The 25,411-nt window shown below is 61.5% G+C and carries 29 protein-coding genes and 1 pseudogene; 26 read left to right on the top strand and 4 right to left on the bottom strand.

Features of this window, described 5'->3' with window-relative positions; genetic code table 11:
• Entirely contained in the window at positions 1 to 1,467 is a 1,467-nt protein-coding gene (locus ACYVIT_RS22610; RefSeq protein WP_415804716.1) for a glutamate synthase subunit beta, read from the top strand.
• A gap of 211 nt (positions 1,468 to 1,678) precedes the next feature.
• Here ACYVIT_RS22610 and cuyB read toward each other — a convergent pair whose 3' ends face one another.
• From cuyB to ACYVIT_RS22625, 3 genes are read right to left on the bottom strand one after another with little or no spacing between them, the layout of a single operon-like run.
• On the bottom strand, positions 1,679 to 2,413 hold the full coding sequence (gene cuyB, locus ACYVIT_RS22615) for a cysteate racemase (protein WP_415804717.1): 735 nt from the start codon (positions 2,411 to 2,413) through the stop codon (positions 1,679 to 1,681).
• Positions 2,414 to 2,468: 55 nt separating this feature from the next.
• Positions 2,469 to 3,920: an N-acyl-D-amino-acid deacylase family protein gene (locus ACYVIT_RS22620; RefSeq protein ID WP_415804718.1), complete on the bottom strand. Its 1,452-nt coding sequence runs from the start codon at positions 3,918 to 3,920 to the stop codon at positions 2,469 to 2,471.
• Between the two features lie 23 nt (positions 3,921 to 3,943).
• Complete coding sequence (locus ACYVIT_RS22625; RefSeq protein WP_415804719.1) at positions 3,944 to 4,927, bottom strand: Bug family tripartite tricarboxylate transporter substrate binding protein; 984 nt, start codon at positions 4,925 to 4,927, stop codon at positions 3,944 to 3,946.
• 208 nt (positions 4,928 to 5,135) lie between these two features.
• Here ACYVIT_RS22625 and ACYVIT_RS22630 point away from each other — a divergent pair, with 208 nt between their 5' ends.
• The 25 genes and pseudogenes from ACYVIT_RS22630 to tatC all read left to right on the top strand — a co-directional run bounded on the left by ACYVIT_RS22630 (position 5,136) and on the right by tatC (position 24,032).
• A complete protein-coding gene (locus tag ACYVIT_RS22630) occupies positions 5,136 to 6,077 on the top strand; it encodes a LysR family transcriptional regulator (RefSeq protein WP_415804720.1) in 942 nt (313 codons plus the stop codon).
• A 121-nt stretch (positions 6,078 to 6,198) separates the two neighbouring features.
• Positions 6,199 to 6,825: an OmpW/AlkL family protein gene (locus ACYVIT_RS22635; protein WP_415804721.1), complete on the top strand. Its 627-nt coding sequence runs from the start codon at positions 6,199 to 6,201 to the stop codon at positions 6,823 to 6,825.
• Between the two features lie 84 nt (positions 6,826 to 6,909).
• Positions 6,910 to 7,896, top strand: coding sequence for a Bug family tripartite tricarboxylate transporter substrate binding protein (locus tag ACYVIT_RS22640; RefSeq protein ID WP_415804722.1), 987 nt, complete (start codon positions 6,910 to 6,912; stop codon positions 7,894 to 7,896).
• 195 nt (positions 7,897 to 8,091) lie between these two features.
• A pseudogene (locus tag ACYVIT_RS22645) lies at positions 8,092 to 8,916 on the top strand (ABC transporter ATP-binding protein); the annotation flags it as partial.
• A 77-nt stretch (positions 8,917 to 8,993) separates the two neighbouring features.
• The gene (gene mlaE / locus ACYVIT_RS22650; protein WP_415804723.1) at positions 8,994 to 9,782 is read left to right on the top strand and encodes a lipid asymmetry maintenance ABC transporter permease subunit MlaE; all 789 of its coding nucleotides are present in this window, start codon (positions 8,994 to 8,996) and stop codon (positions 9,780 to 9,782) included.
• A 14-nt stretch (positions 9,783 to 9,796) separates the two neighbouring features.
• Positions 9,797 to 10,306: an outer membrane lipid asymmetry maintenance protein MlaD gene (gene mlaD / locus ACYVIT_RS22655; RefSeq protein WP_415804724.1), complete on the top strand. Its 510-nt coding sequence runs from the start codon at positions 9,797 to 9,799 to the stop codon at positions 10,304 to 10,306.
• Positions 10,307 to 10,401: 95 nt separating this feature from the next.
• Positions 10,402 to 11,205 (top strand): MlaA family lipoprotein, encoded by an 804-nt coding sequence (locus tag ACYVIT_RS22660; RefSeq protein ID WP_415804725.1) that lies wholly within the window; start codon positions 10,402 to 10,404, stop codon positions 11,203 to 11,205.
• Positions 11,206 to 11,234: 29 nt separating this feature from the next.
• The gene (locus ACYVIT_RS22665; RefSeq protein ID WP_415804726.1) at positions 11,235 to 11,867 is read left to right on the top strand and encodes an MlaC/ttg2D family ABC transporter substrate-binding protein; all 633 of its coding nucleotides are present in this window, start codon (positions 11,235 to 11,237) and stop codon (positions 11,865 to 11,867) included.
• An 88-nt stretch (positions 11,868 to 11,955) separates the two neighbouring features.
• Entirely contained in the window at positions 11,956 to 12,765 is an 810-nt protein-coding gene (locus ACYVIT_RS22670; protein ID WP_415804727.1) for an ABC transporter ATP-binding protein, read from the top strand.
• Complete coding sequence (locus ACYVIT_RS22675; protein WP_415804728.1) at positions 12,762 to 13,574, top strand: ABC transporter permease; 813 nt, start codon at positions 12,762 to 12,764, stop codon at positions 13,572 to 13,574. Before ACYVIT_RS22670 ends, ACYVIT_RS22675 begins: the two co-directional genes overlap by 4 nt.
• A gap of 4 nt (positions 13,575 to 13,578) precedes the next feature.
• Entirely contained in the window at positions 13,579 to 13,824 is a 246-nt protein-coding gene (locus ACYVIT_RS22680) for a BolA family protein (RefSeq protein WP_094824096.1), read from the top strand.
• On the top strand, positions 13,824 to 15,092 hold the full coding sequence (gene murA / locus ACYVIT_RS22685) for a UDP-N-acetylglucosamine 1-carboxyvinyltransferase (RefSeq protein ID WP_415804729.1): 1,269 nt from the start codon (positions 13,824 to 13,826) through the stop codon (positions 15,090 to 15,092). Before ACYVIT_RS22680 ends, murA begins: the two co-directional genes overlap by 1 nt.
• Positions 15,089 to 15,769 carry an ATP phosphoribosyltransferase gene (hisG, locus tag ACYVIT_RS22690; RefSeq protein WP_415804730.1) on the top strand — a complete coding sequence of 227 codons (681 nt, stop codon included), beginning with the start codon at positions 15,089 to 15,091 and terminating at the stop codon, positions 15,767 to 15,769. The genes murA and hisG overlap by 4 nt, the downstream gene beginning before the upstream one ends.
• A gap of 92 nt (positions 15,770 to 15,861) precedes the next feature.
• On the top strand, positions 15,862 to 17,166 hold the full coding sequence (gene hisD, locus ACYVIT_RS22695) for a histidinol dehydrogenase (RefSeq protein WP_415804731.1): 1,305 nt from the start codon (positions 15,862 to 15,864) through the stop codon (positions 17,164 to 17,166).
• Positions 17,163 to 18,263, top strand: coding sequence for a histidinol-phosphate transaminase (gene hisC, locus ACYVIT_RS22700; RefSeq protein ID WP_415804732.1), 1,101 nt, complete (start codon positions 17,163 to 17,165; stop codon positions 18,261 to 18,263). The genes hisD and hisC overlap by 4 nt, the downstream gene beginning before the upstream one ends.
• A gap of 16 nt (positions 18,264 to 18,279) precedes the next feature.
• On the top strand, positions 18,280 to 18,867 hold the full coding sequence (gene hisB, locus ACYVIT_RS22705) for an imidazoleglycerol-phosphate dehydratase HisB (protein WP_415804733.1): 588 nt from the start codon (positions 18,280 to 18,282) through the stop codon (positions 18,865 to 18,867).
• 25 nt (positions 18,868 to 18,892) lie between these two features.
• The gene (gene hisH, locus ACYVIT_RS22710) at positions 18,893 to 19,543 is read left to right on the top strand and encodes an imidazole glycerol phosphate synthase subunit HisH (protein ID WP_415804734.1); all 651 of its coding nucleotides are present in this window, start codon (positions 18,893 to 18,895) and stop codon (positions 19,541 to 19,543) included.
• A gap of 62 nt (positions 19,544 to 19,605) precedes the next feature.
• Positions 19,606 to 20,346 (top strand): 1-(5-phosphoribosyl)-5-[(5-phosphoribosylamino)methylideneamino]imidazole-4-carboxamide isomerase, encoded by a 741-nt coding sequence (gene hisA, locus ACYVIT_RS22715; protein WP_415804735.1) that lies wholly within the window; start codon positions 19,606 to 19,608, stop codon positions 20,344 to 20,346.
• Positions 20,343 to 21,185, top strand: coding sequence for an imidazole glycerol phosphate synthase subunit HisF (gene hisF, locus ACYVIT_RS22720; protein WP_415804736.1), 843 nt, complete (start codon positions 20,343 to 20,345; stop codon positions 21,183 to 21,185). The genes hisA and hisF overlap by 4 nt, the downstream gene beginning before the upstream one ends.
• Before the next feature lie 9 nt (positions 21,186 to 21,194).
• Positions 21,195 to 21,599 carry a phosphoribosyl-AMP cyclohydrolase gene (gene hisI, locus ACYVIT_RS22725; RefSeq protein ID WP_094836990.1) on the top strand — a complete coding sequence of 135 codons (405 nt, stop codon included), beginning with the start codon at positions 21,195 to 21,197 and terminating at the stop codon, positions 21,597 to 21,599.
• Positions 21,596 to 21,943 carry a phosphoribosyl-ATP diphosphatase gene (locus tag ACYVIT_RS22730; RefSeq protein WP_094824087.1) on the top strand — a complete coding sequence of 116 codons (348 nt, stop codon included), beginning with the start codon at positions 21,596 to 21,598 and terminating at the stop codon, positions 21,941 to 21,943. The genes hisI and ACYVIT_RS22730 overlap by 4 nt, the downstream gene beginning before the upstream one ends.
• Before the next feature lie 13 nt (positions 21,944 to 21,956).
• On the top strand, positions 21,957 to 22,325 hold the full coding sequence (locus ACYVIT_RS22735) for a histidine triad nucleotide-binding protein (RefSeq protein WP_415804737.1): 369 nt from the start codon (positions 21,957 to 21,959) through the stop codon (positions 22,323 to 22,325).
• A gap of 18 nt (positions 22,326 to 22,343) precedes the next feature.
• Complete coding sequence (gene tatA / locus ACYVIT_RS22740) at positions 22,344 to 22,574, top strand: Sec-independent protein translocase subunit TatA (RefSeq protein ID WP_094824085.1); 231 nt, start codon at positions 22,344 to 22,346, stop codon at positions 22,572 to 22,574.
• A 97-nt stretch (positions 22,575 to 22,671) separates the two neighbouring features.
• Positions 22,672 to 23,232, top strand: a complete 561-nt coding sequence (gene tatB, locus ACYVIT_RS22745; protein ID WP_415804738.1) for a Sec-independent protein translocase protein TatB — start codon at positions 22,672 to 22,674, stop codon at positions 23,230 to 23,232.
• A gap of 86 nt (positions 23,233 to 23,318) precedes the next feature.
• On the top strand, positions 23,319 to 24,032 hold the full coding sequence (tatC, locus tag ACYVIT_RS22750; protein WP_415804837.1) for a twin-arginine translocase subunit TatC: 714 nt from the start codon (positions 23,319 to 23,321) through the stop codon (positions 24,030 to 24,032).
• A gap of 176 nt (positions 24,033 to 24,208) precedes the next feature.
• Here tatC and ACYVIT_RS22755 read toward each other — a convergent pair whose 3' ends face one another.
• Positions 24,209 to 25,396 (bottom strand): Do family serine endopeptidase, encoded by a 1,188-nt coding sequence (locus ACYVIT_RS22755; RefSeq protein ID WP_460478290.1) that lies wholly within the window; start codon positions 25,394 to 25,396, stop codon positions 24,209 to 24,211.
• Positions 25,397 to 25,411: the final 15 nt, after the last annotated feature.

Consider the following 25,411-nt stretch of genomic DNA (forward strand, 5'->3'; position numbering starts at 1 on the left):
ATGGGAAAAATCACTGGCTTTATGGAATATCAGCGGCTGCAGGAAGCCTCTGAAGCTCCGCAAAAACGCCTGAAGAACTGGCGCGAATTCGTCCTGCACCTGAGCGATGACCAGTCCAAGCAACAGGCAGCTCGCTGCATGGACTGCGGCATCCCGTTTTGCAACAGCGGGTGCCCGGTCAACAATATCATTCCTGACTGGAACGACCTGGTCTACCGTCAGGAATGGCGCCGCGCGCTGCACGTGTTGCATTCGACGAACAACTTTCCAGAGTTCACGGGCCGCATCTGTCCGGCACCGTGCGAGGCGGCCTGTACCCTCAACATCAACAGCGATGCGGTGGGCATCAAATCGATCGAGCACGCCATCATCGACAAGGGCTGGGCGGAAGGCTGGGTTGTGCCGCAAGTCCCTGCTCGCAAGACCGGCAAGAAAGTCGCGGTCGTGGGCTCCGGCCCATCCGGCCTGGCATGCGCGCAACAGTTGGCGCGCGCGGGCCACGCCGTGACTGTGTTCGAAAAAAGCGACCGCATTGGCGGGCTGCTGCGCTACGGCATCCCTGACTTCAAGTTGGAAAAATCGCAAATCGACCGCCGTATCTCGCAAATGGAAGCCGAAGGCGTCGAGTTCGCACCGTCCACGTATGTGGGCAACGCCAGCGATTCCGTGGCCGACGGCTTGACCGTGCGCACCCCGAAATCGTTGACCGATGAATTCGATGCCGTCGTCATGACGGGCGGTTCGGAAACGCCGCGCGATCTGCCTGTGCCGGGCCGCGAGCTCGAAGGCGTGTACTTCGCCATGGACTTCCTGCGTCAGCAGAACAAGGCCGTGGCAGGCGATCGTCTGACCAAACAAACGCTGGCCAAGGGCAAGCACGTCGTCGTGATCGGCGGCGGCGATACGGGCTCGGATTGCGTGGGCACCAGCAACCGCCATGGCGCAGCCTCGGTCACGCAATTCGAATTGATGCCCCAACCGCCTGAGTCGGAAAACAAGCCGCTCGTGTGGCCGTACTGGCCCCTGAAGATGCGCACCTCGTCGTCGCACGAAGAGGGTTGCGAGCGCGACTGGTCGGTAACGACCAAGCTGCTCAAGGGCAGCAACGGTAAAGTCGAAAAACTGGTCGGCGCACGTGTCGAATGGTTCAAGGACGAAGCCACCGGCCAGATGAAAATGCGTGAGGTCGAAGGCTCGGAATTCGAAATCCAGGCGGACCTGGTGCTATTGGCGATGGGCTTTGTCTCGCCGGTGCAGCAGGTGCTGGACGCCTTTGGCGTGGATCGCGATGCACGTGGCAATGTGCGCGCGAATACTGACGACTATCGCACCAATGTCGATAAAGTCTTTGCCGCTGGCGACATGCGTCGCGGCCAATCGCTGGTGGTCTGGGCCATCCGCGAAGGACGTCAATGTGCTCGCTCAGTGGATGAGTATCTGATGGGCGCCAGCGAATTGCCACGCTGATCAGCACCGTCATGCCATCAAACGGCCAGTTTCTGCGGGGACTGGCCGTTTTTTGCCGCCGGGCCGTCCCAAGGCAAAAATGCCCCCTCGGGGGGCAGCAAGCCAAAGGCGTAGCGTGGGGGCCTTTTTTGCCGCCGGGCCGTCCCAAGGCAAAAACGCCCCCTCCGGGGGCAGCAAGCCAAAGGCGCAGCGTGGGGGCCGTTTTTTATTTCTAGACGCGATGCGTCGCGAGTTTGCCGGCCTTCTGGTAATGCTCAATCACGGCCAGAGCAAGCGCGTCGATCGAGTCCGTCGTCACCACGCCCAACGATGGCCGCACCGCGTGGGGAATGGCCAACGGCAACTCCGTACATCCCAACACCACGGCATCAGCACCACGTGCACGTAGCCGCTGCACGCACTCCACTGCAGGCCCCAAGGAATCATCCAGCCGGTTGGCTTTCACCGCGCGGATAGATGTCATGCACAATGACTCTACCTCGTCGTCCTGTGGCACGATGCATTCGTAGCCGTGCTGTTCCAGGGTGCGTTGATACAGGCCCAATGCCAATGTCGCCGAGGTCCCCATCAATCCTATCCGGCCGCGCGTCACGCCTTGGCGGCGCAGATCGTCGGCAACGGCCTCGATGATATGCAGGACGGGACATTGCGAGGCCAGGGCCAGTTCGTCGTACCAGAGATGCGCCGTATTGCAAGGAATGGCGATCAGGTCCGCTCCCGACGCATTCAGAAATTCAATGCCTGCGCGCATTGCTGGCAACGGGTCTTCGCCGCCAGCCAGCCGCGCTGCGCTGCGGTCGGGTATCCGCGGGTCATTCAACAACAGGGTGGGAATGTGTTCTTGATCCCTGTCGACCGGCGTCAGCGCCGCCAATCGCAGTGCGAACGCTGCGCCTGCCAGCGGCCCCATTCCACCCAATACACCCAACATATGTCTTGTTTCCATGCACGTTCGAGCGCCCGACGGCGCAACATTCCAATCCTGCTTGTTGCGGCTGCCCCTATGGGCTCATGCCGACGATGCCGGGGCGCAATACCTGGCCGGGCCGTGCGCCGCTGGCTTGGTCCCCGTTCCAGACAGATTGGCCGTTGACCCAGACACCGTCAATGCCCTGGCTGACCTGGACAGGTTTCTCAAAGGTCGCCAGATCGGTGACGCGTTCGGGATCCAGCAATACCAAGTCAGCATAATAACCGGGCTGGAGCAGGCCTCGCTGCGACAGGCCATACTGCGTTGCGGCCAAGCCTGTCATGCGATGAATCGCCGCCGTGAGTGTCAACACGCCTTCTTCGCGCACTAAGCGGCGCAACACCTGGGGAAAGGTGCCCCATTGACGCGGATGCGGATGGGGATCAAAGGGCAGGCCATCGGATCCGACCATGGTGAGCGGGTGCTCGAAAATACGCCGCACATCGTTGGGGTCCATCAAAAAATAGATCGCGCCCGCGGGCGCCAGCCGCGCCAGCATGGCTTCGTCGTCCAGGCCCAATTCGGCCTGCACATCGGCGTAATCACGCCCCGTGGCAGCCGGATATCCCTTGGACCACGTGATCATGGTGCGGCTGGCAATGCGCACACGGTCCAGGCGCAGCATCGTGGACGTCGCAGGGTACGGGTGGCAATCCAGGCAGACTGGCTGACTCGCCGCGGCTCGGCTGATCATATCGAGCGTTTCGCGGGTGCGGCCATGATTGCGGCTGCCCGCCACTTTGTGATGCGAGAACACAACCCGCGCATCGACGGCACGCCCAATGGCCAGCGCCTCCTCCATGGCCGGCACGACGTGATCAGCCTCATCGCGTAAATGCGTCGCGTAGATGGCATGACGTCCAGCCATCGGCGCGCAAACCTCGATGATCTCGTCGGTGGGCGCCGCGGCGGCAGGGGGGTAGAACGTCCCGGTCGATACCCCGAAAGCGCCTGCGGCCAACGCCTCGGCCAGCAACTCGCGCATGGCCTGGCGCTCACCCGCGTCGGCAGCGCGATCGACCGCGTCGCCCATCACTGCCACACGCAGCGTCGTGTGCCCCACCAATGGAATCACATTGGTGGCGGCCGGCGCCTCGCGCAAAGCCTCTATCCACTGCGCAAAGGTAGAAAAACGGAAGAACTCGGCAGGGCCGAGCAGATCCAGCGGTTGCGGCACATCCTGACGCGTCAACGGGGCCAGGCTGATGCCGCAGTTACCCGTGACCACACTCGTGACGCCCTGCGACACCTTCGGCGTCATTTCCGGATGTGCCAGCAGATAGCCATCATCATGCGTATGCGAGTCGATAAAACCCGGCGCCAACACGCGCCCGGCGGCATCCAGAACAGGAATGCCGGCCGGGTGCGGGAAATCGCCCAGAGCGGCGATACGCTCACCTTTAATGGCCAGGTCGCCCTGCACCGGTTCTGCGCCACTGCCGTCAACCAGCAGGGCATTCGTAATAATCAGATCAGCTTGCATAGAATGATGATGGGTTGTGTTGGTCAGTCCAGCTTTTCGATGCCTGCGCTCTCGATCAGTTTGCCCCACTTAGCGGTTTCCGCATCCATGAGCCGCTTGAAATCCTCGGGGCTGCCGCCAGCAGGATCGGCGCCGAGCGCTGCCAATGATTTTTGGACCTCGGGATTTTCCAGCGCCTTGTTCAAGTCGGCGTTGAGCTTTTTGATGATATCGGCCGGCGTCCCTGCAGGCGCCACCGCACCTCCCCAGGCGATTGTCTCGTAGCCCTTCAGACCGCTTTCGTCCAGTGTCGGAACATCGGGCAGCAAGGCCAGGCGTTTGAGACTGCTGACGCCCAAGGCGCGCACTTTGCCGCTTTGAATCAGCGGTACGGCCTCCGACGTATTCGCAAAGGTAAAGTCCAACCGTCCGCCCATCAAATCCTGCATCGCGGCCGGTCCGCCGTTATAGGGGATGAACATGACATCGACTTTAGCCATGCTTTTAAAAAGCTCGCCACCCATGTGGCCCGTGGTGCCGACACCCGAGGCGCCATACGAGAGGCGGCCCGGCTCGGCCTTGGCACGGTCGATCAGGTCTTGCACCGATTTGATCGGCGAATCGGCCGGCACGATCAGCACGTTATAAATATTGAACATCTGGCCTACCGGGACGAGATCCTTGTCCACATCGTAAGGCAGCTTTTTGAATAGCGAGCGGTTCACGGCCAAGGTGTTGATATTGCCGTAGCCGATGGTGTAGCCATCAGCCGTTGCGCGCTTGATCTGCGACACGCCGATGTTGCCCGCCGCACCAGGACGGTTCTCGATCACCAGCGTCGCGCCAGAGTCTTTGGCGATCTGCGTTGTGATCAAGCGCGATAACACGTCGGGCGATCCCCCTGCGGCAGAGGGCACGATGAAGGTAATCGGCTTGTCCGGAAAAGCGGCGTGGGCACTGACGGCGGCGCCCGTTGCCGTGCAAGCAACGGCTAGAGCGCTCAAACAACGGGCAAGAGTTCGATACATGTAATTCCCCTGGATATATGTGGTTTGGTTTCATTGCTGCACTCCTCGGGACCGTGCGTTACCGAACCAGGCCCGCGGGAGCAAGAAAACGAGGAGTGACCCGGCGTCTTCTTGCAAGTCAGGTTATCACCGGCATCCGCCAGAGCACTCATCGAAAAATGTCCCACACCTATAATCCGCCGTTATTGCCCCAGACAGGAAAACCGCGATGCAGGACGACGCGATCACCGAAGCAGGCACCCCAGCCCACCCCGCCGCGAGGCCTCTGAATCTGCGCCAGATCGAAGTCTTTCGCGCCATCATGATGGCGGGTTCGATCAGTGGAGCGGGCCGGTTGCTGCACGTCTCGCAACCCGCGGTCAGCCGCGTGCTGTCGCTCACGGAATCGCGCCTCGGCTATCCGCTTTTCGAGCGTGCGAAAAGCCGGCTGACGCCTACGCCTGAAGCGCTGCGCCTCTACGCGGAAGTCGAGCAAGTCTATGGCGGCATTCAGCGCGTCAACGATCTCGCGATTGCGTTAGGCGAAGCAGGCGCCGGCGTATTGCGCGTCGTGTGCTCTGCCAGCTACGGGCAGCGCCTGGTGCCGCGTACGCTGTTGGCCATGCGCGGGCGTACGGAACGTAGCCGAGTCGACTACCGCAGCGTTACCTTTGACGAACTCGCGGGCTACTTTCTGACGGGACGCGCCGATGTCGGACTATCCATGTCCCCACCTCAACATCCCCATCTGAATTCCGTGCGGCTGGGAACCGTGCCCATTGTCTGTATCGCGCCGAAAGGTCACCCGTTGGCAAGCCACGATATCGTGCACGCTGACGACTTCGGCTCTGCGCAGTGGATAGGTTACCCCACCGGAACGCCCCTCGATCATGCACTCACCGCGTTCTTTGGTGACACGCAGCCCTGTCCTGCTGCAGTCGAAGTCCATTCTCCAGTCACGGCCTGTGCTTTCGTACTGCAGGGCTTGGGGCCGGCCCTCGTAGATCGCTGGTGCATCACGCCGGAGTTGGCTGAGCGCGTGGCAATCCGGCCCATTCATCCAGACGCTCATGTGGAAATCTGGGCCACCCACTCCACGCTCGCTCCGTTGCCGCTGCTCGGCCGCCGTTTTCTCGACGCCGCGCGATGCGTCATCGAACAGGGCGCTTAGCCCTGACGCGCTGCATGAGTTTTTCGCGCAATGCTGCCCTGCTTGATATGGATCAAGCCGGATATCGATAGACCCTGCCACCATCTCCGTGCCGATAGCTTTCGGTCTTTACGGAGAAGTCATGTCATTACGCAGTACCTTGGCGGCCGCATTCTGCCTGACCAGCCTGAGCGCCATCCCCGCCCACGCCCACGAAGCCGGCGATTGGCTTTTCAAACTGGGCGTCACCCAGGTCAGCCCGAAATCCAACAATGGCAGCGTGCTCGATGGCACAGTCGATCTCGATGTCAGCAGCAGCGTGCGGCCGAGTTTCACGGTGACCTATATGGCCACTCGACATATCGGTATCGAACTGCTGGGCGCGTTGCCCTTTCAGCACAACGTATCCGGTGACGCCGGGTTGGGAAAAATCGGCACAACCAAACAGCTGCCCCCCACGCTCAGCGTGCAATGGCATTTCCTGCCGGATCACACGGTACAACCCTACGTCGGCGTGGGGCTGAACTACACCCATTTCTTTGACACGCACACACGCGGCCCACTCGCCGGCTCCAGCCTGAAGCTCAGCGACTCCTGGGGATTCGCCGGACAGCTTGGCGTTGATATTAAACTCAGCGACCGCTGGTTTATGAATGCGGATGTCCGTTACATCGACATCTCGTCAAAGGTAAAACTCGACGGCCAACGCATCGGCACGGCGCGCATTGACCCGTGGGTCACGACCTTGGCGGTCGGTTATCGCTTTTAACGCCAGCGCGGCAGCGGGCGCGAAGAGGTCATAACGGTCATAATTGTTGGCTCCGCGCTACGTCTAAGAAAGAGGAGCTCGCGCATGAAATCTTTACGTCCCTTGCTCGCCAGCCTGTTGGCGATCGCCACTGTAGCCGGCGCGTCGCAGGCCCGCGCCCAAGATCTCGGTGATTGGCCGTCCAAGCCGATTACCTTCATCGTGCCTTATGCGCCCGGCGGCTTTGCCGATACTCGTATGCGTCTCATCGCACGCAAGCTGGGCGATGTGCTCAAGCAAACCGTCGTTGTCGAAAACAAGGCGGGCGCGGGCGGTGTCATCGGCACAAACCTGGTCGCCAAAGCGACTCCCGATGGCTACACCATCGGCGCGGGCAATCTGGCTCCCCTGGCAGTCAATCCCAGTCTGATGGCGCAGATGCCCTACAAAGCAGACAAAGACCTGGCGCCCATCATTCTGGTCGAGAACAGCCCTCTCGTGCTGAGCGTGACGAATGCATTGCCGGTCAAAAACCTGCAGGAATTGATTGCTCTGGCCAAGCAAAAACCGGGGACACTGACCTTTGGTTCCTCGGGCGTAGGCGGTGCGCACCACTTGTCAGGCGAAATGTTCCGCGAACAGGCAGGCATCGATATCGTCCATGTGCCGTATAAAGGCGGCAGCCCGGCGTCTGCGGATCTGATGGGTGGACATATTTCGATGATGTTTGAAATGGGATATGCAGCGTTGCCCGCCATTCAGAGCAAAAAAGTTCATCCTATTGCCGTGACGTCCGCCAAACGCCTGACGGTGCTGCCCGATGTGCCCACACTGGCCGAGGCAGGATTGCCTGGGTTCGAGTCATATAACTGGCAGGGGATCATCGCACCGGCAGGTACGCCCGCCCCCATCATCGCCAAGCTGAACGCGGAGCTGAACAACATCCTGCAAGACCCGGAAGTGCAACGAGCCATTGCCGATACGGGTAGCCAGGCAGGAGGCGGCACCCCGGAAGATTTCGCCAAATTCATCGCCAGCGAAACCCGGAAATGGGCAGAAGTGATCCAGAAAGGCAACATTACGCTGCAGTAACGGCACGGTTGCGGCGACAATCACCGTGAGGCGGCAAGTTACAATAGCATCTGCCTGAAACATGCCGCCGCAATAATCACGGTCGCCTGGCAGGTACAGTACCCGAGGTCGACGCCTTGACCGGTTCGGCCAAAAACTCTATGGTCGTCCCCTTTGTAGGACACTGTTCACCTGTCCAGGCCCACACTGTTGCCTATGCCCGATCACACGCCCGATAGCCCGCCCCCTGTTTTGTCACTGGACGCAGTGGCGCTTGGCTATGGCGAATTCACGGTGCTGCAAGACATCACCATGACAGTCCAGCCCGGGCAGGTTGTAGCCATCATGGGCGGCTCCGGCTCCGGCAAAACCACGTTGTTGCGGGCTGCGACAGGCCAGCTTCAGCCCTTGCGCGGCCAAGTCCACGCATTCGGCACCGATCTAGGCCGCGTCGATCATAATGAATTGCAGGCGTTGCGCAAACGCATGGGTGTGCTTTTTCAGCAAGGCGCGCTGTTTACAGACCTGAATGTCTTTGAAAATGTCGCTTTTCCCCTGCGCGAGCACACCCAGTTGCCAGAGGCAGAGATCGTGTCCCGCGTCCTGGACAAGCTCGACGCCGTCGGACTGCGTGCCGCGGCACATCTGCGCGTAGCGGAAATCTCTGGTGGCATGTCCCGGCGGGTAGCGCTGGCTCGCGCCGTGGTGCTGGAGCCCGAACTCATTCTGTACGACGAACCCTTCGCGGGGCTGGATCCGATCTCGATGGGCATCACGGCCCGCCTGATCCGCGATCTGTCTGACCGGCTGCACTGCGCATCGGTGCTGATCACCCATGACGTCCAGGAATCCTTTGCCATTGCCGATCAGGTCTACCTGGTAGGCCAGGGCCGCTTGGTTATCTCCGGGTCACCGCAATCCCTATCCGAATCGCAAGACCCTTACGTCAAACAATTCCTGGGCGGCGAGCCCGACGGCCCTGTCGCCTTTCAGTATCCCGACACGCCGGCATTTCAGGCCTGGCTCGCCAAACAGGCGGGCCCCTCCGGGGCTGGGGCGAAATCGACCCCGTCTCCCAAAGCCGACGCAGCCCAATCTTCCCTCGGAGGCCGAAAATCATGACCGGGCCAGTTCGAGCGATCAGCACCCTGGGCCGCTGGGTGCGCGACAGCATCAGCGGCGTCGGCGGGTTCACCCGCTTTGTAAACAGTCTCCTGGCGCGCAGTGGCATCGCTTTGTCGCGTCCCCGGCTGGTCTCCCAGCAAGTGCACTTCATCGGCAACTATTCCCTGCTGATCATCGTCGTATCGGGCCTGTTTGTCGGCTTTGTGCTGGGATTGCAGGGCTATTACACACTGAACCGCTACGGTTCCGAAGAAGCCCTCGGCCTGCTGGTCGCTCTGTCCCTGGTTCGCGAGTTGGGCCCTGTGGTGACGGCGCTCCTGTTTGCCGGCCGTGCCGGTACCTCGCTGACGGCCGAGATCGGCCTCATGAAGGCAGGGGAGCAGCTCTCGGCCATGGAAGTCATGGCCGTCGATCCGATGCGGCGGGTGCTCGTGCCGCGTTTGTGGGGCGGCATCATCGCCATGCCGGTATTGGCCGCTGTATTTTCCATGGTGGGCATCCTGGGCGGCTGGGTCGTCGGCGTACTGCTCATCGGGGTAGATGCCGGCGCTTTCTGGTCGCAGATGCAAAATGGCGTGGACGTCTGGGATGATGTCGCCAATGGCGTCCTGAAAAGCATTGTGTTCGGCGTCACGGTCACGCTCGTCGCCCTCTACGAGGGCTGGCACGCCCGCGCCACCCCCGAGGGCGTGGCACGAGCCACCACCCGCACTGTCGTCGTAGGCTCGCTCGCCGTGCTGGGCCTGGATTTCCTGCTTACCGCCCTGATGTTTGGCAATTAATACGGATTTGCATCATGTCACGCGAAAAAACCGATTTTTGGGTAGGGCTCTTCGTGCTGCTCGGCGCAGCCGCCCTGGTGTTTCTGGCCTTGCGTGCCGGCAACCTCAGCAGTTTCTCGTTTGCGCCGACATACACGCTGACCGCCGACTTTGACAATATCGGCGGCCTGAAAGCCCGCGCGCCCGTCAAAAGCGCCGGCGTGGTGGTGGGGCGCGTCAGCAGCATCACCTTTGACGACCGTTCTTTCAAGGCCGTTGTCGCGCTCAACCTGGAAGAAGGCTATCAATTCCCCAAAGACACGTCGGCCTCCATTTTGACCTCGGGGCTGCTAGGCGAGCAGTACGTAGGGCTGACGGCCGGTGGCGACGAGCAAAATTTTGCCGATGGAGGCAAAATCCGCTATACCCAAAGCGCCGTTGTCCTGGAAAACCTGATTAGCCAATTCCTCTACAACAGCGCGCAAAACCAAGGGTCCAATTCGGAAAAATCCGGCGAAACACCCAGTGCGCCGCCGGCGAACTGAAATACCGCACCGCCTGACGCTGACCGAACGCCCTTGCGCGGCCTGCTGCGGCAGGCTACTTGAGAACAGAACCTTTGCTTGGCATTGACCCCATCATGACTATGCCCACCTACGCTCGATTTGCCTCTGTCCTGGCCGTCTGCGCACTGACCGCCGGTTGCGCCGCTCCAGGCAACCCGGATCCCCGCGATCCCTGGGAAGGCTTCAACCGCGGTGTATACAAGTTCAATGACACTGTGGACCGGGCCCTGTTCAAGCCCGTCGCGCAGGCATACACCTATGTCACGCCCGAGCCGGTACGTAGCTGCGTCCACAACATGTTCAGTAACGTGGGCGATCTCTGGTCAGCCACCAACAGTTTCCTGCAGGGCCGCGGCCACGATTTCGTCAACACGCTCGGACGATTCCTGTTCAACACCACCATGGGCGTGGGCGGCTGCTTTGACGTCGCTTCGGCCAATGGCGCCCGCAAGATCCCCAACGACTTCGGCACGACGCTGGGCGTATGGGGCCTTGGCCAAGGTCCCTATTTGGTGCTGCCGTTCTTTGGCTCGAGCAGCGTGCGTGACGGCGTGGGCCTGATCGGCGACTGGCAAGGCGGTCTTTACACCTACAGCAGCCCGGGCGCGATCGAGAACGTACCGATCCGCAACAGCCTGTGGGGCCTGGATCTCGTCGACACGCGTGCGAGCCTGCTCGACACCACCGATACGGTCGACCGGGTAGCGCTGGACCCCTACAGCTTCATTCGCGATGCCTACCTGCAACGCCGCGCCGCCATGGTGCGAGGCAGCGCCGAGGGCGAGGGTAATCTGCCGGATTACAGCATCGAGGACGAGGACGATGCAGCCGCCACGCCGGCTCAACCTGCCGGCCCTGCGCCTACGCCTACCCAATAATCAAGACGCCCCACTCAAAAGGAGCTCTCATGCGAATTTCCGCTTTTTCCTTGCTGCAACGTCTATTCCTGGCTGCGGCCATCGGCCTGATGGCCGCTACCGCGGCCCACGCCAAGCCCGATGCCCACGGCGCGCCCGACAAGTTCGTGCTTGACGCCGCCAATGAGGCGCTGGACGTGCTCAAGGCCGATTCCAAGGTCAAATCCGGCGATCTCGCCCACATCAACCAGGTCGTCGACACCTACATCCTGCCGTACGTCAATTTCCGTAGAACCACGCAGTTGTCTGCCGGCCGTTACTGGCGCCAAGCCACGCCCGAGCAACAAACGGCCTTGGCCAACGCTTTTCGCGGCACCCTGGTGCGCACCTATAGCGGCGCCCTGACCGGTGTGACGCAAAACACGTCCATTAAATTGCTGCCGTTTCGGGATGATCCCAACGCAGACGATGTGGTCGTGCGCAGCCTGATCACGCAGGCAAACGGCCAGCCCGTCGGTGTTGACTATCGACTCGAAAAAGACCCCAAGCAGGGCTGGCGAATCTACGACATGAACGTCGAAGGCATCTGGCTGATCCAGAACTACCGCAATCAATTCGCGCAACAGATCGAGCAGTCCGGCATTGACGGATTGATCAAGGCGCTGAACCAGCGCAACCAATAAACCCAGGCGGCAACCGGGACAAAGCCGTCCCGGCGGGGCCGCCATTTATAATGGGCGATTCGCTCTTTCCTGGGCCTTCGCCGTCGCCATGTCAGCAGTCAGTCTAGAACACGTATCCAAGATTTATCCACCACGCCAGGCGGGTTGGAAAAAATGGCTTGGACGTACCCCCGGCCAGGGATTTCAGGCCCTGAACGATGTCAGCCTGCGCATCGAGCCCGGCGAGTTTTTTGGCTTGCTGGGGCCTAATGGAGCCGGCAAGACCACCTTGATTTCCATCCTGGCCGGCTTGGCGCGTGCCTCCAGCGGCAGTGCCAGTGTCTGTGGCTACGATGTTTCCGCCGACTATAAAATGGCCCGCCGCGCGCTGGGCGTCGTACCGCAAGAATTGGTCTACGACCCGTTTTTCACCGTGCGCGAAACGCTGCGCATCCAGTCGGGCTATTTTGGCCTGCGCAAGAACGACGACTGGATCGACGAAATCCTGTTCAATTTAGGCTTGGCAGACAAGGCTGACAGCAATATGCGTGCCTTGTCGGGCGGTATGAAACGACGCGTCCTGGTCGCTCAGGCGCTGGTGCACCGTCCGCCCGTCATTGTGCTGGACGAGCCCACCGCGGGCGTGGATGTCGACCTGCGCCGCACCCTGTGGGAATTCATCTCGCGGCTGAACAAAGCCGGCCACACCATCATGCTGACCACGCACTACCTCGAAGAAGCCGAGGCTTTGTGTGGCCGTATCGCCATGCTGAAAGGCGGGCGCATCGTGGCGCTGGACACCACGCAGGCCTTGCTGGCGCGCGTGGGCGGTGTGGACCTCGAAGACGCCTTTGTGCGCATCATGCACCAGGACACGCCGTTGTCGGCCGAACTCGAACCTGAAGAGGCCCTTTCGTGACCCCGCCGCTGACCCCGACCGAACAACCATTGGTGCAGCCTCGTCTGGATGCGGGCTCCGGCTTTCCTACGCTGTTGCGCAAGGAGCTCCTGCGTTTCTGGAAAGTGGCGTTCCAGACCATTGCCGCCCCCGTTGTCACGGCCTTGCTCTACCTGCTGGTGTTCGCCCACGTCCTGGAAGGGCGCGTCATGGTGTACAACACCGTGCCGTACACCGCGTTCCTGATCCCGGGGCTGATGATGATGAGCATGCTGCAAAATGCTTTCGCGAATCCGTCATCGTCGTTGATCCAGAGCCGTATCACCGGCAACCTGGTGTTCGTGCTCCTGCCTCCGTTATCGCATCGCGAGATTTTCTCGGCCTATCTTCTGGCGGCGATTGTGCGCGGCCTGGCGGTGGGTGCCTGTGTGTGGCTGGTGGCCATCTGCTTCACATCGTTGCCTTTGGCCCATCCAGGCTGGATCGTCGTATTCGCTATTCTGGCCTGCGGCATCATGGGCACATTGGGCCTGATTGCCGGTCTATGGTCGGAAAAATTCGACCAGCTCGCTGTATTCCAAAACTTTCTGATCATGCCGGCCACCTTTCTGTCCGGCGTGTTCTACTCCATTCACACACTGCCGCCGTTCTGGCAAACCGTGTCGCACTGGAACCCCATTTTTTATACGATCGATGGCTTTCGCTACGGGTTCTTCTCCGTATCGGACGTCTCGCCATGGCACAGCCTGGCCGTCGTGACAGGGGTCTTCGCCGCCTTGGTGATCTGTGCCTTGCGGCTCCTGGCCAGCGGTTACAAACTCAGGAATTGACGCCATGCTGCCTACCCCCGAGCAGGTTCGCCAATATATCGCCGACGGGCTGCCTTGCGATCATCTGGATGTGCAGGGCGACGGCTCCCATTTTGACGCCGTTATCGTCAGCCCCGCATTCGAAGGTAAACGCTTGATCGCACGCCATCAATTGGTCTACGCCGCACTGGGCGACCGCATGAAGGCCGAAATCCACGCGCTATCCATGCGCACCCTGACTCCCGACGAATACACCAAGGCGGGCAACTGATGGACAAGCTATGTATCACCGGCGGCGCGCCCCTGCGCGGCGAGGTCACCGTTTCTGGCGCCAAGAACGCGGCATTGCCTATTCTGTGCGCAGGCCTGCTTACTGCCGACACCGTCTCTCTGGCCAACGTGCCAGCCCTGAATGACACGTCCACCATGTTGCGCCTGTTGGCCCGCATGGGGGTCAAGGCAGAACGCGGCGCCGACGGCATCGTGACCTTGCAAGCCCACCAGGTCGACAATCTGGAAGCTCCCTACGATCTGGTCAAGACCATGCGTGCCTCGATCCTGGTGCTCGGGCCGCTGCTCGCCCGCTTCGGCGAGGCTCGCGTCAGCCTGCCGGGCGGATGTAGCATCGGGCAACGCCCCGTCGACCAGCATATCAAGGGCCTGGCGGCATTGGGCGCCGACATTCGCATCGAACACGGCTTCGTCATCGCCAAAGCTGCACGGCTAAAGGGCGCCTCCATTCTCACAGACATGGTCACCGTCACAGGCACGGAAAACCTGCTGATGGCCGCCGTATTGGCCGAGGGCCAGACCGTTCTCGAAAATGCTGCCCGCGAACCAGAAGTCGTCGATCTGGCCGAGCTGCTGATCAAAATGGGCGCGCGTATCCAGGGTCATGGCACGGACCGCATCGTGATCGATGGCGTGGACAGCCTGCATGGCGCCGAGCATCGTGTCAGCCCCGACCGGATCGAGGCCGGGACCTTTCTCTGCGCCGTGGGTGCGGCGGGCGGCGACATCGTTCTGCGCAACGTCGCCCCGGACATGATGGGTGCGACCTTGGACAAACTCACCGAAGCCGGCCTTACGCTGGAAACCGGCCCGGACTGGATTCGCGGCGCCATGCAAGGCCGGCCGCGCGCGGTCGGCTTCCGCACTCACGAATACCCGGGCTTTGCCACCGACATGCAAGCCCAGCTGATGGCCTTGGACACTATCGCGCAAGGCACCTCGGTGATCGTAGAAACCATCTTTGAAAACCGCTACATGCACGTGCAAGAGCTACGCCGCATGGGTGCGGACATCGACATCGATGGCCACACCGCGGTGGTGCGCGGCGTTGAACGCCTGTCGGGCGCCACCGTCATGGCCACCGATCTGCGCGCCTCGGCCAGCCTGGTCATCGCCGGCCTGGCCGCCGAAGGGCAAACCACCATCGACCGCATTTACCACCTGGATCGCGGCTACGACCGCATGGAAGTCAAACTACGCGCGCTGGGCGCTGACATTCAGCGCTTGAGCGGCAAGGAATCCCTATGAGCCCCGTCGCCAACGCTCCCATCACCCTGGCGTTATCCAAGGGCCGCATTTTCGAGGAAACACTGCCACTGCTGGCTGAGGCCGGTATTGAGGTCCCCGAAAACCCGGAGAGCTCGCGCAAGCTGATTCTGCCGACCAGCGACCCCGGCCTGCGCCTGATCATTGTTCGTGCCTCCGACGTTCCCACGTACGTCCAGTACGGCGCTGCCGATCTCGGCATCGCCGGTAAAGACGTGCTGATCGAGCACGCAGCCCAGCAGCCCGGTGGCCTGTATCAGCCCATCGACCTGAACATCGCCAAATGCCGGCTGTGCGTCGCGGTGCGCAACGGATTCGACTACGAAGCCGCTGTCCACCAAGGCGCACGCCTGCGCGTAGCCACCAAATACGTGCAATCTGCACGCGAGCACTTTGCGGCCAAAGGCGTCTACGTCGACATCATCAAGCTGTATGGCTCGATGGAGCTCGCCCCGCTGGTCGGACTGGCCGACTGCATCGTCGACCTGGTGTCCTCGGGCGGCACGCTGCGCGCCAATGACCTGGTCGCCGTAGAAGACATCATGGCTATCTCGTCGCGCCTGATCGTCAACCAGGCCTCGCTCAAGACGCGCGGCGCGCGGCTGCAACCCCTGCTGGACGCGTTCCAACGGGCGGCAAATGCCGGCGCCGCGGCCTGACGCGGCCTGCGCCCGCTACACTATGTCTTTACCTGCTCCGGTGGCCGTGCTGATATACGCCGCCGGGGGTCTCTTTGCTTCACCATGACGCCATGGCCCTGATCAATCGCCTCGATTCCCGTCAGCCGGATTTTGCTGCCGCGCTGTCCAAACTGCTGGCTTTCGAAGCCACCGAAGACGAATCCATCGACCGCGCCGCGGCCGGCATTCTGGCGGATGTACGCCATCGCGGTGACACGGCGCTGCTGGAATATACCCAGCGCTTTGATCGCGTTGCCGTGTCGTCGGCCGACGCTCTCGAAATTCCCAAGGCCGACTGGCATGCCGCCTTGGCGGCTTTGCCCGCCGCGCAACGTAATGCGTTGGAAACCGCCGCCGATCGCGTCCGCGCCTATCACGAACACCAACGTGGCGAGACCTGGACCTACACCGACGCCGAGGGCACCTTGCTGGGCCAGCAGATCACCCCGCTGGACCGCGTGGGCTTGTACGTGCCGGGCGGCAAGGCTGCCTATCCCTCGTCGGTCCTGATGAATGCGATCCCCGCCAAAGTGGCAGGCGTCCCCGAGTTGATCATGGTCACGCCCACGCCTGACGGCGTACGCAATCCGATCGTCCTGGCCGCTGCCGCCATAGCCGGCGTGGACCGCGCATTCGCCATCGGCGGCGCCCAAGCGATCGGTGCATTGGCCTACGGCACGGCGACCGTGCCGGCAGTAGACAAGATCGTCGGTCCGGGCAACGCCTATGTCGCGGCCGCCAAGCGTCGCGTATTCGGCACCGTGGGCATCGACATGATCGCGGGCCCCAGCGAAATCCTGGTCATCTGCGACGGCAATACCCCGGCCGACTGGATCGCCATGGACCTGTTTTCGCAGGCCGAGCACGACGAATTGGCACAATCCATTCTCTTGTGCCCCGATGCTGCCTTCATCGACGAGGTCGAGGCCGCCATCGAGCGTCTGCTGCCCACCATGCCACGCGCCGACATTCTGCGTGTGAGCCTCGCCAATCGCGGCGCGTTGATTTTGGTGCGGGATCTGGACGAAGCCTGTGCCATCGCGAACGACATCGCTCCCGAGCACTTGGAAATCTCGACGGAGCAGCCCGAACACTGGACCGCGCGCATCCGGCATGCTGGCGCCATCTTCATGGGCCGTTTCAGCTCCGAATCGCTGGGCGACTATTGCGCCGGCCCCAACCACGTATTGCCCACATCCCGCACCGCCCGGTTTTCCTCGCCGCTGGGCGTGTATGACTTTCAAAAGCGCTCCAGCCTGATTCAGGTATCTCATCAGGGTGCTCAGACACTGGGCCGCATTGCCGCCGAACTCGCGCTGGGCGAGGGTCTGCAGGCCCACGCAGCCAGCGCGCAATACCGGCTGGACAAACCATGACGCCGCGCACCGCGGCCGACCGCATCGCCGGTACGGTTCGGGCGGATATCCGGGCGTTGAGCGCCTATCCTGTGCCGCCTGCCGCGGGCGGCATCAAGCTCGACGCCATGGAATGCCCATACGAGTTGCCGGATGCCGTACGCGACGACATCGCTCGCGCCGTCCACGATACGGCGCTCAATCGTTATCCGGCGGGCGACACTACCGAACTCGCCCATGACGTACGCCAGGCGTTCGGCATTCCTGCCGAGTCCGGATTGTTGTTTGGCAACGGCTCCGACGAACTCATCCACCTGATCGTTCAAGCCTGTTGCGAGCCCGGCGACACCGTGCTGTCGCCGTGGCCATCGTTTGTCTATTTCGACATGGCGGCGCGTTTTGATCACGCGCGTTTCGTCGGCGTACCACTGACTGCGGATCTGCAGCTGGATTTGCCCGCGATGTTGCAGGCCATCGCCCAAGATCGTCCCAAAGTGGTCTTTTTAGCCTTGCCGAATAACCCCACCGGCGGCCTGTGGCCCGACGAAGCCGTGCAGGCCATCATCGATGCCGCGCCTGGGTTGGTGGTCCTGGACGAGGCCTATCAGCCCTTCGCCAACCATACTTGGATGACGCGTCTGCCTACGCTGCCCCATGCCGTGATCTTGCGCACCGTTTCCAAGATCGGCCTGGCGGGTCTGCGCTTCGGTTACCTGTCCGGCCATCCCGACTGGATCGCACAGTTCGACAAAGTCCGTCCGCCGTACAACCTGAACGTGCTGACGCAAGCCGCATTGCGTGTGGTATTACGCCACAAAGCCGTCCTCGACCGGCAGGCAGCCCAGTTGCGCGCCGATCGCGAGCCGCTGGCCCGCGCGCTGGCCGATTTGCCGGACGTCACCGTGTTTCCGAGCGCCGGAAACTTCATTCTTGCCCGCTTTTCCGGCGAGTTCGACGGTAACGCTGTGCATCTTGCGCTGAAAACGCGCAAAATACTGGTAAAGAACGTTTCCAGCGCGCACCCGTTGCTGGCCAACTGCCTGCGAATCTCGATAGGCACGCCCGCCGAAAACACCGCGTTGCTATCCGCTCTACAAGACATTCTCCGTTCCCATTAGGCTCGCCCCTCTTTTTATGCGTACCGCCGATATCACCCGCAACACCAACGAAACGCGCATCCGCGTGTCCGTCAATCTGGACGGCACCGGCAAGCAAACCCTGGACACAGGCGTACCGTTTCTGGACCATATGCTGGATCAAATCGCCCGGCATGGCTTGATCGACCTGGACATCAAGGCCGAAGGGGATCTGCACATCGATGCGCACCACACCGTCGAAGATGTCGGCATCACCTTGGGTATGGCCGTCGCCAAAGCCGTCGGCAACAAGGCCGGCCTGCGCCGCTACGGACATGCCTACGTGCCGCTGGACGAGGCCCTGTCGCGCGTGGTCATCGACTTTTCCGGCCGGCCGGGCCTGGAATATCACATCCCGTTCACGCGTGCGCGCATCGGGAATTTCGACGTGGACCTGACCCGCGAATTTTTCCAGGGCTTCGTCAATCACGCGTTGACCACGCTGCACATCGACAACCTGCGCGGCTTCAACGCCCATCACCAATGCGAGACCGTCTTCAAGGCGTTCGGGCGTGCCCTGCGCATGGCGCTGGAAATCGATCCGCGTATGGGCGACGTCGTGCCCTCCACCAAAGGCGTGCTGTAACTCCACCACCCGCAGGCAGAATTCAGTGACCACCATTGCCATCGTCGATTATGGAATGGGCAATTTCCATTCCGTGGCGCGCGCGCTGCGCTACGCTGCGCCCGATGCCGACATTCGCATCTGCAACCGTGCCGCCGATATTGATGCGGCCGATCGCGTCGTATTTCCCGGCCAGGGCGCCATGGCCGACTGCATGCGCACCCTGAACGAATCGGGGCTGCGCGACGCCGTCGTGCGCGCTGCTCGCGCCAAACCGCTGCTGGGCGTATGCGTAGGCGAACAGATGCTGTTCGAAAGCAGCGAAGAGGGCAACACCCCGTGCCTGGGCGTGTTCCCGGGCACCGTACGCCGATTTTCGGGCGACCAGTTTGCGGACGGCACCCCATCCACCGGCACTGAACGCCTGAAAGTCCCTCACATGGGCTGGAACCAAGTCCGACAAACGCGCTCCCATGCTTTGTGGGACGGGATTCCGGATCTCACGCATTTTTACTTTGTGCACAGCTACTATGCCGCGCCTGCCGATCCCGCGCTGACTATCGGGGAAACCGACTATGGCGGCAAGTTTACGTGCGCTGTCGCAGCCGCTAACATTTTCGCGGTGCAATTTCACCCCGAGAAAAGTGCGGCTCACGGTTTGCGCCTGTATCGCAATTTTGTAGACTGGAACCCATAACTCCCGTACGAGCCTCGGGCCGGACTTTTTTCAACCACCTTTTTCAACGCTCGCTATTCACCATGCTGCTGATCCCCGCCATCGATCTCAAAGACGGGCGCTGCGTACGCCTACGCCAGGGAGACCTCGACGAGGTAACGGTATTCTCTGAAGAACCCGCCGCCATGGCCTCGCACTGGCTCGACCTGGGCGCACGCCGCCTGCACTTGGTCGACCTGAACGGCGCCGTCGCCGGCAAGCCCAAGAACGACGCTCCCATCAAAGCCATTCTGGAGGCCGTGGGCGACGAAATTCCCGTGCAAATCGGCGGCGGTATCCGTGACCTCGACACCATCGAGTCTTATCTGGATGCCGGCATCTCGTACGTCATCATCGGCACGGCTGCGGTGAAAAACCCGGGATTCCTGCAAGACGCCTGCGGCGCCTTTCCCGGCAAAATCATCGTGGGCCTGGACGCCCGGGATGGCAAGATCGCCACTGACGGCTGGAGCAAACTCACCCGCCACGACGTGCTGGACTTGGCCAAAAAGTTCGAAGACTACGGTTGCGAATCGATCATTTACACCGACATCAGCCGCGATGGCATGCTCTCGGGCGTGAACGTTGATGCCACAGTCAAGCTCGCGCAGCACGTCCGCATTCCCGTGTTCGCCTCGGGCGGCATTGCCGACATGAAAGACATCGAGGCCCTGTGCGCAGTCGAAGACGAAGGCGTCGAGGGCGCCATTCTGGGCCGCAGCATCTACGAAGGCACGCTCGACTTTCAGGCCGCCCAGGCTCGCGCCGACGAACTGAATCCATGAACACGCCCACCGCCACGACAACCGCAACACCGGCCACGTCCGCGAATACCGCTGGACCATCCGGTGCGCTGACCCGCCGCATCATTCCGTGCCTGGACGTCACGGCGGGACGCGTCGTCAAAGGGGTCAACTTCGTCAACCTGACCGACGCCGGCGACCCGGTTGAAATCGCGCGCCGTTACGACGAGCAGGGCGCCGACGAGCTCACGTTCCTGGACATCACCGCCACCAGCGATGATCGCGATCTGATTCTGCCGATCATCGAGCAGGTCGCCTCGCAGGTATTCATCCCCCTGACCGTTGGCGGTGGCGTACGCCAGGTCTCCGACGTGCAGCGCCTGCTCAATGCTGGCGCCGACAAGATCAGCATCAACAGCGCGGCCGTCGCCAACCCGGAATTGGTGCGTGCTGCTGCCAGTTACCACGGCTCGCAATGCATCGTGGTCGCCATCGATGCCCGCCGGGTCTCCGCGCCTGGCGAGCCAGCCCGTTGGGAGGTCTTTACCCACGGCGGACGCAAATCGACGGGGCTGGACGCTGTGCAATGGGCCAGCCAGATGGCGGCCTATGGTGCGGGCGAAATCCTGTTGACCAGTATGGACCGCGACGGCACCAAATCGGGCTTTGATATCGAACTGACCCGCGCCGTCTCGGACGCCGTGCCGGTTCCGGTGATTGCCTCAGGCGGCGTAGGCAGCCTGCAGCACTTGGCCGACGGCGTCACCGCCGGGCGCGCCAGTGCAGTGCTCGCGGCCAGCATTTTCCACTTTGGTCAACACACGGTACGCGAATGCAAGACATTCATGGCCAACCAAGGCATCGCCGTCAGACTAGATTAGACTGTACCCATGAATACCGATCCCGCCTGGATGGCCGAGGTTGTTTTTGACGACAACGGCCTGATTCCCGCCATCGCTCAAGACGCCGAAAACGGCCAGATCCTGATGGTGGCCTGGATGAACCGCGAGTCCCTGGCCGAAACTGCCGCCACGGGGCGCGCCGTCTATTGGTCTCGTTCACGCCAACGCCTCTGGCGCAAGGGCGAAGAATCCGGCCACACACAGACCGTGCACGATTTGCGCCTGGACTGCGACGGCGATGTCATCCTGCTCAAGGTGCACCAAGAGGGCGGTATCGCCTGCCATACTGGTCGGGCCAGCTGCTTTTTCCGCCACCTGGAGGGCCCGGCCGACAGCGCCTCCTGGGTGACTGTCGACCCCGTCCTGAAAGACCCGGAACACATTTACAAATGAGCCAGCCCTTATCCGGCGCCGACACGCTCGCGCGTATCGCCGACACTCTGGAGACCCGCCGCCCCGAAAACGGCGGCGATCCGCAATCGTCGTATGTCGCCAAACTGCTGGCCAAAGGCCCCGACGCCTTTTTGAAGAAAATCGGCGAAGAAGCCACCGAACTCGTCATGGCGGCCAAAGACGGCGTGCCAGACCGCATCATCAGCGAGACCGCCGATCTGTGGTTTCATTGTCTCGTCACGTTGACTCACTACAATCTGCGCCCCGAAGACGTGTTGGCCGAGCTGGCACGACGGGAAGGCCTCTCGGGTCTCGAAGAAAAAGCACGGCGCCCCGCGTCTTGAGTACGGAACAACCATGAGCGACAACTGTATTTTCTGCAAAATCGCCCGCGGCGAAATTCCCTCGAAAATCGTCCACCAGGACGAGGAATTCGTTGCGTTTCACGACATTAACCCAGCCGCGCCCGTCCATCTGCTGCTCATCCCGCGCCGACACATTGTCTCGCTGCAGGACGTCGGCGCAGACGATGCGGGCTGGTTAGGTAAAATGACAGTATTGGCATCCCGCCTAGCAGCGGAAAATGGCTGCCGACCGGGCCCCGATGGGGGATTCCGTCTCGTTGCCAACGCCGGCATCGACGGTGGCCAGGAAGTACCGCATTTGCATTTCCATATCATCGGCGGTCAGCGTCCCTGGAAAGGGCGCGTGGCTCCCAACGCATAACCCCGGAGAACCGTCATCATGGGTAGCTTTAGCATCTGGCATTGGTTGATCGTCCTGGTCATCGTGGCACTCGTATTCGGCACCAAGAAACTGCGCAATATCGGCGGAGATCTTGGCGGCGCCGTCAAAGGCTTCAAGGAAGGCATGAAAGAAGCCAACAGCGATACCAAGCCCGAACAGGTCTCGCAGCAGAAAGTCGCCGACGACACCATCGACGTCCAGGCCAAAGAAAAGACCAACAACTCCTAATCCACGTGGCTCGGGTTTAACCGTCCCGCAGGCAACGTCGTCAGACGTTGCCTTGCTGCGTTGTCCTTGTCTCTTTGTTTAAGCGAGCAGATGTCGCATGTTTGATGTCAGTTTCACTGAGCTGATGGTGATTGGCGTCATTGCGCTGATTGTCATCGGGCCGGAACGGCTGCCCAAAGTGGCACGCACCGTCGGACATTTGCTCGGCCGTGCCCAACGTTACGTCAATGACGTCAAAAGCGACATCCAACGCGAGATCGAGCTCGATGAACTGCGCAAGTTCAAAAGCGAAATGGACGATGCCGCAAGCAGCGTGAAAACGTCGCTGCGAGACACCGAAAACTCGCTGCGTACGGGTCTGAACGATACAGCCCGCGAAGCCACGCAAAGCATTTCGGATCTGAAAAAAGAAGTCGAGGCCCCCGCGGGCGCCGATAACCGTTCGACAGCCACGGACGCTCCTGCACTGGATGCAACCCCGCCTGTCGCGACCGGCACGGCAACTGCCCGTGCAGAGGCCTCGACCGCAGCAACGACCCCTGTTGGTGCGGAATCGCCCGCCCCAACGGCATCGCCGGCTTCTGCGTCCGTTAACGATACCGCGGCCGTTACTGACTCGGCGGCGCCCCCCCAACCGAAAACCTCGACCACGCCGTGACTCAGACCACCAAGCACGACGAGCTGGACCAGGATCAGCCGCAAGAAACCTTCATCTCGCACCTGGTCGAGCTACGTAGCCGTCTCATGAAGGCTGCCGCCGCCGTACTCGGTGTCTTCATCATTTTGTTTCTCTATCCGGGCGCCTCGGTCATCTATGACATCCTGGCCCAACCCATGCTGGCTTCGCTGCCCGAAGGCACACGCATGATCGCCACGGGCGTCATCACGCCATTCATGGTGCCGGTCAAGGTCACCTTGATGGCCGCCTTTGTCATCTCGTTGCCCGTCGTGCTGTACCAGGCCTGGGCCTTTGTCGCGCCTGGTCTGTATCGTCACGAAAAGCGCCTGGCCTTGCCGCTCATCGTATCCAGCACGTTGCTGTTCATGCTGGGCATGGCCTTCTGCTATTTCTTTGTCTTTCGCACGGTCTTTCACTTCATTTCGACCTTCGCCCCGCAATCCATCACGCCAGCACCGGATATCGAGGCCTATCTCAGCTTCGTCATGACGATGTTCATGGCATTCGGTATCACGTTCGAAGTCCCGGTCGCCGTGGTCTTACTGGTCAAGACCGGTATCGTCGAACTAAGCAAACTGCGCAGCGCGCGCGGCTACGTTGTCGTCGGCGCCTTTGTCATTGCTGCGGTCGTCACACCACCCGACGTCGTCAGCCAATTCATGCTGGCCGTCCCGCTGTGCTTGTTGTACGAGGTCGGCTTGATCGTGGCGCGCATGGTCACACCTAACAGCAAAGACACCGGTTCAGACGACACAGGCAACCTCACAGAACAACGGTAACCGTACACAGGCGCCCCAATAACACTGCCCCCAGACCTTGGATCAACATCCAAGCCTCTGGGGGCAGTATCATTCGCGCCTCAGCTCGGCACGCCAGGCGTCTGCTGAACACCAATCCGGTTTCTAGCGCCGCACGGTATGCCGCACGGGAATGCCCGCCTCGCTGCTCTCCCGATTCAACGTGGCTGTGTCGGCCGCGTCCCGATGGTCACCGACATATCGCGCAACTTGCCGCCGCGCATCACACCCAGCGTAGCCTTTTCTCCCGGCGGCAATGCCGCGATCAAGCGCAGCAACGTCATCGTATCCTGCACCTCGGCATCATCCACTGTCTGCACAATATCGCCGACGCGCAGCCCACTTTTGCCTGCAGGACCATCACGAATCACGCCTGCAATCACCACACCTTTGGTATTGGCCGGCAGACTGAAGGCGCGCGCCAGATCGGGAGTGATGTCTTGCGGCTCGATCCCCAGCCACCCCCGCCGTACCGCTCCCGTCTTGATGATTTCTTCCATGATCTTGCGCGCCGTATCCACAGGAATCGCAAATCCGATTCCCAGAGAGCCGCCCGTCTCGGAATAAATCGCTGCATTGATCCCCACCAGATTGCCTTGTGTATCGATCAGCGCACCGCCTGAGTTTCCAGGGTTGATCGCAGCATCGGTCTGGATGAAATTCTCGTACGTATTGATGCCCAGGCCATTACGGCCCAATGCCGACACAATCCCCTGTGTCGTGGTCTGCCCCACCCCGAACGGATTGCCAATCGCCAACACCACGTCGCCTACATGCAGGCTGCGATCGGTCGCCAACACCGCTACCGGCAGCGGGCGCAAGTTATCAGCCAGTTTCAACACAGCCAGATCGGTATCCGGGTCGGCCCCCACGACCTTCGCGGTTCCCGCACGGCCATCGGCCAGCGCCACTTCGATCGCGTCGGCCGCCTCGACTACGTGATAGTTCGTCAGCACGTAGCCTTCGCTGCTCACAATCACGCCGGATCCCAGACTCGTGGACGCCTGGCGGCGGCTCAAGCCCGGCACCTGGCCAAACAACTGGCGCAGAATCGGATCCTCGGGCAACGGCACGACCGGTACATCCACGTGCTTGCTGGTGTACACGTTCACCACAGCCGGTGTCGCGCGCGACACGGCGTAGGAGTATGACGAGACACCAGGCTCAATGACGGCCGGTACACCTGCACCGCTGACGGGCGCGGCAGGCGCGCTTGGCCTGGCCGCATCGGAGGCGGGCGCAGGCGCCGACAGACGCAGCCAATCGGGCCGCAACGTAGTCACGACGAATAAAATGGCCAGACACACCGTGACGGCCTGAGCAAATATCAGCCAATAGCGACGCATAATCCTGACAAGGTA

This window comes from Bordetella muralis (assembly GCF_054781015.1).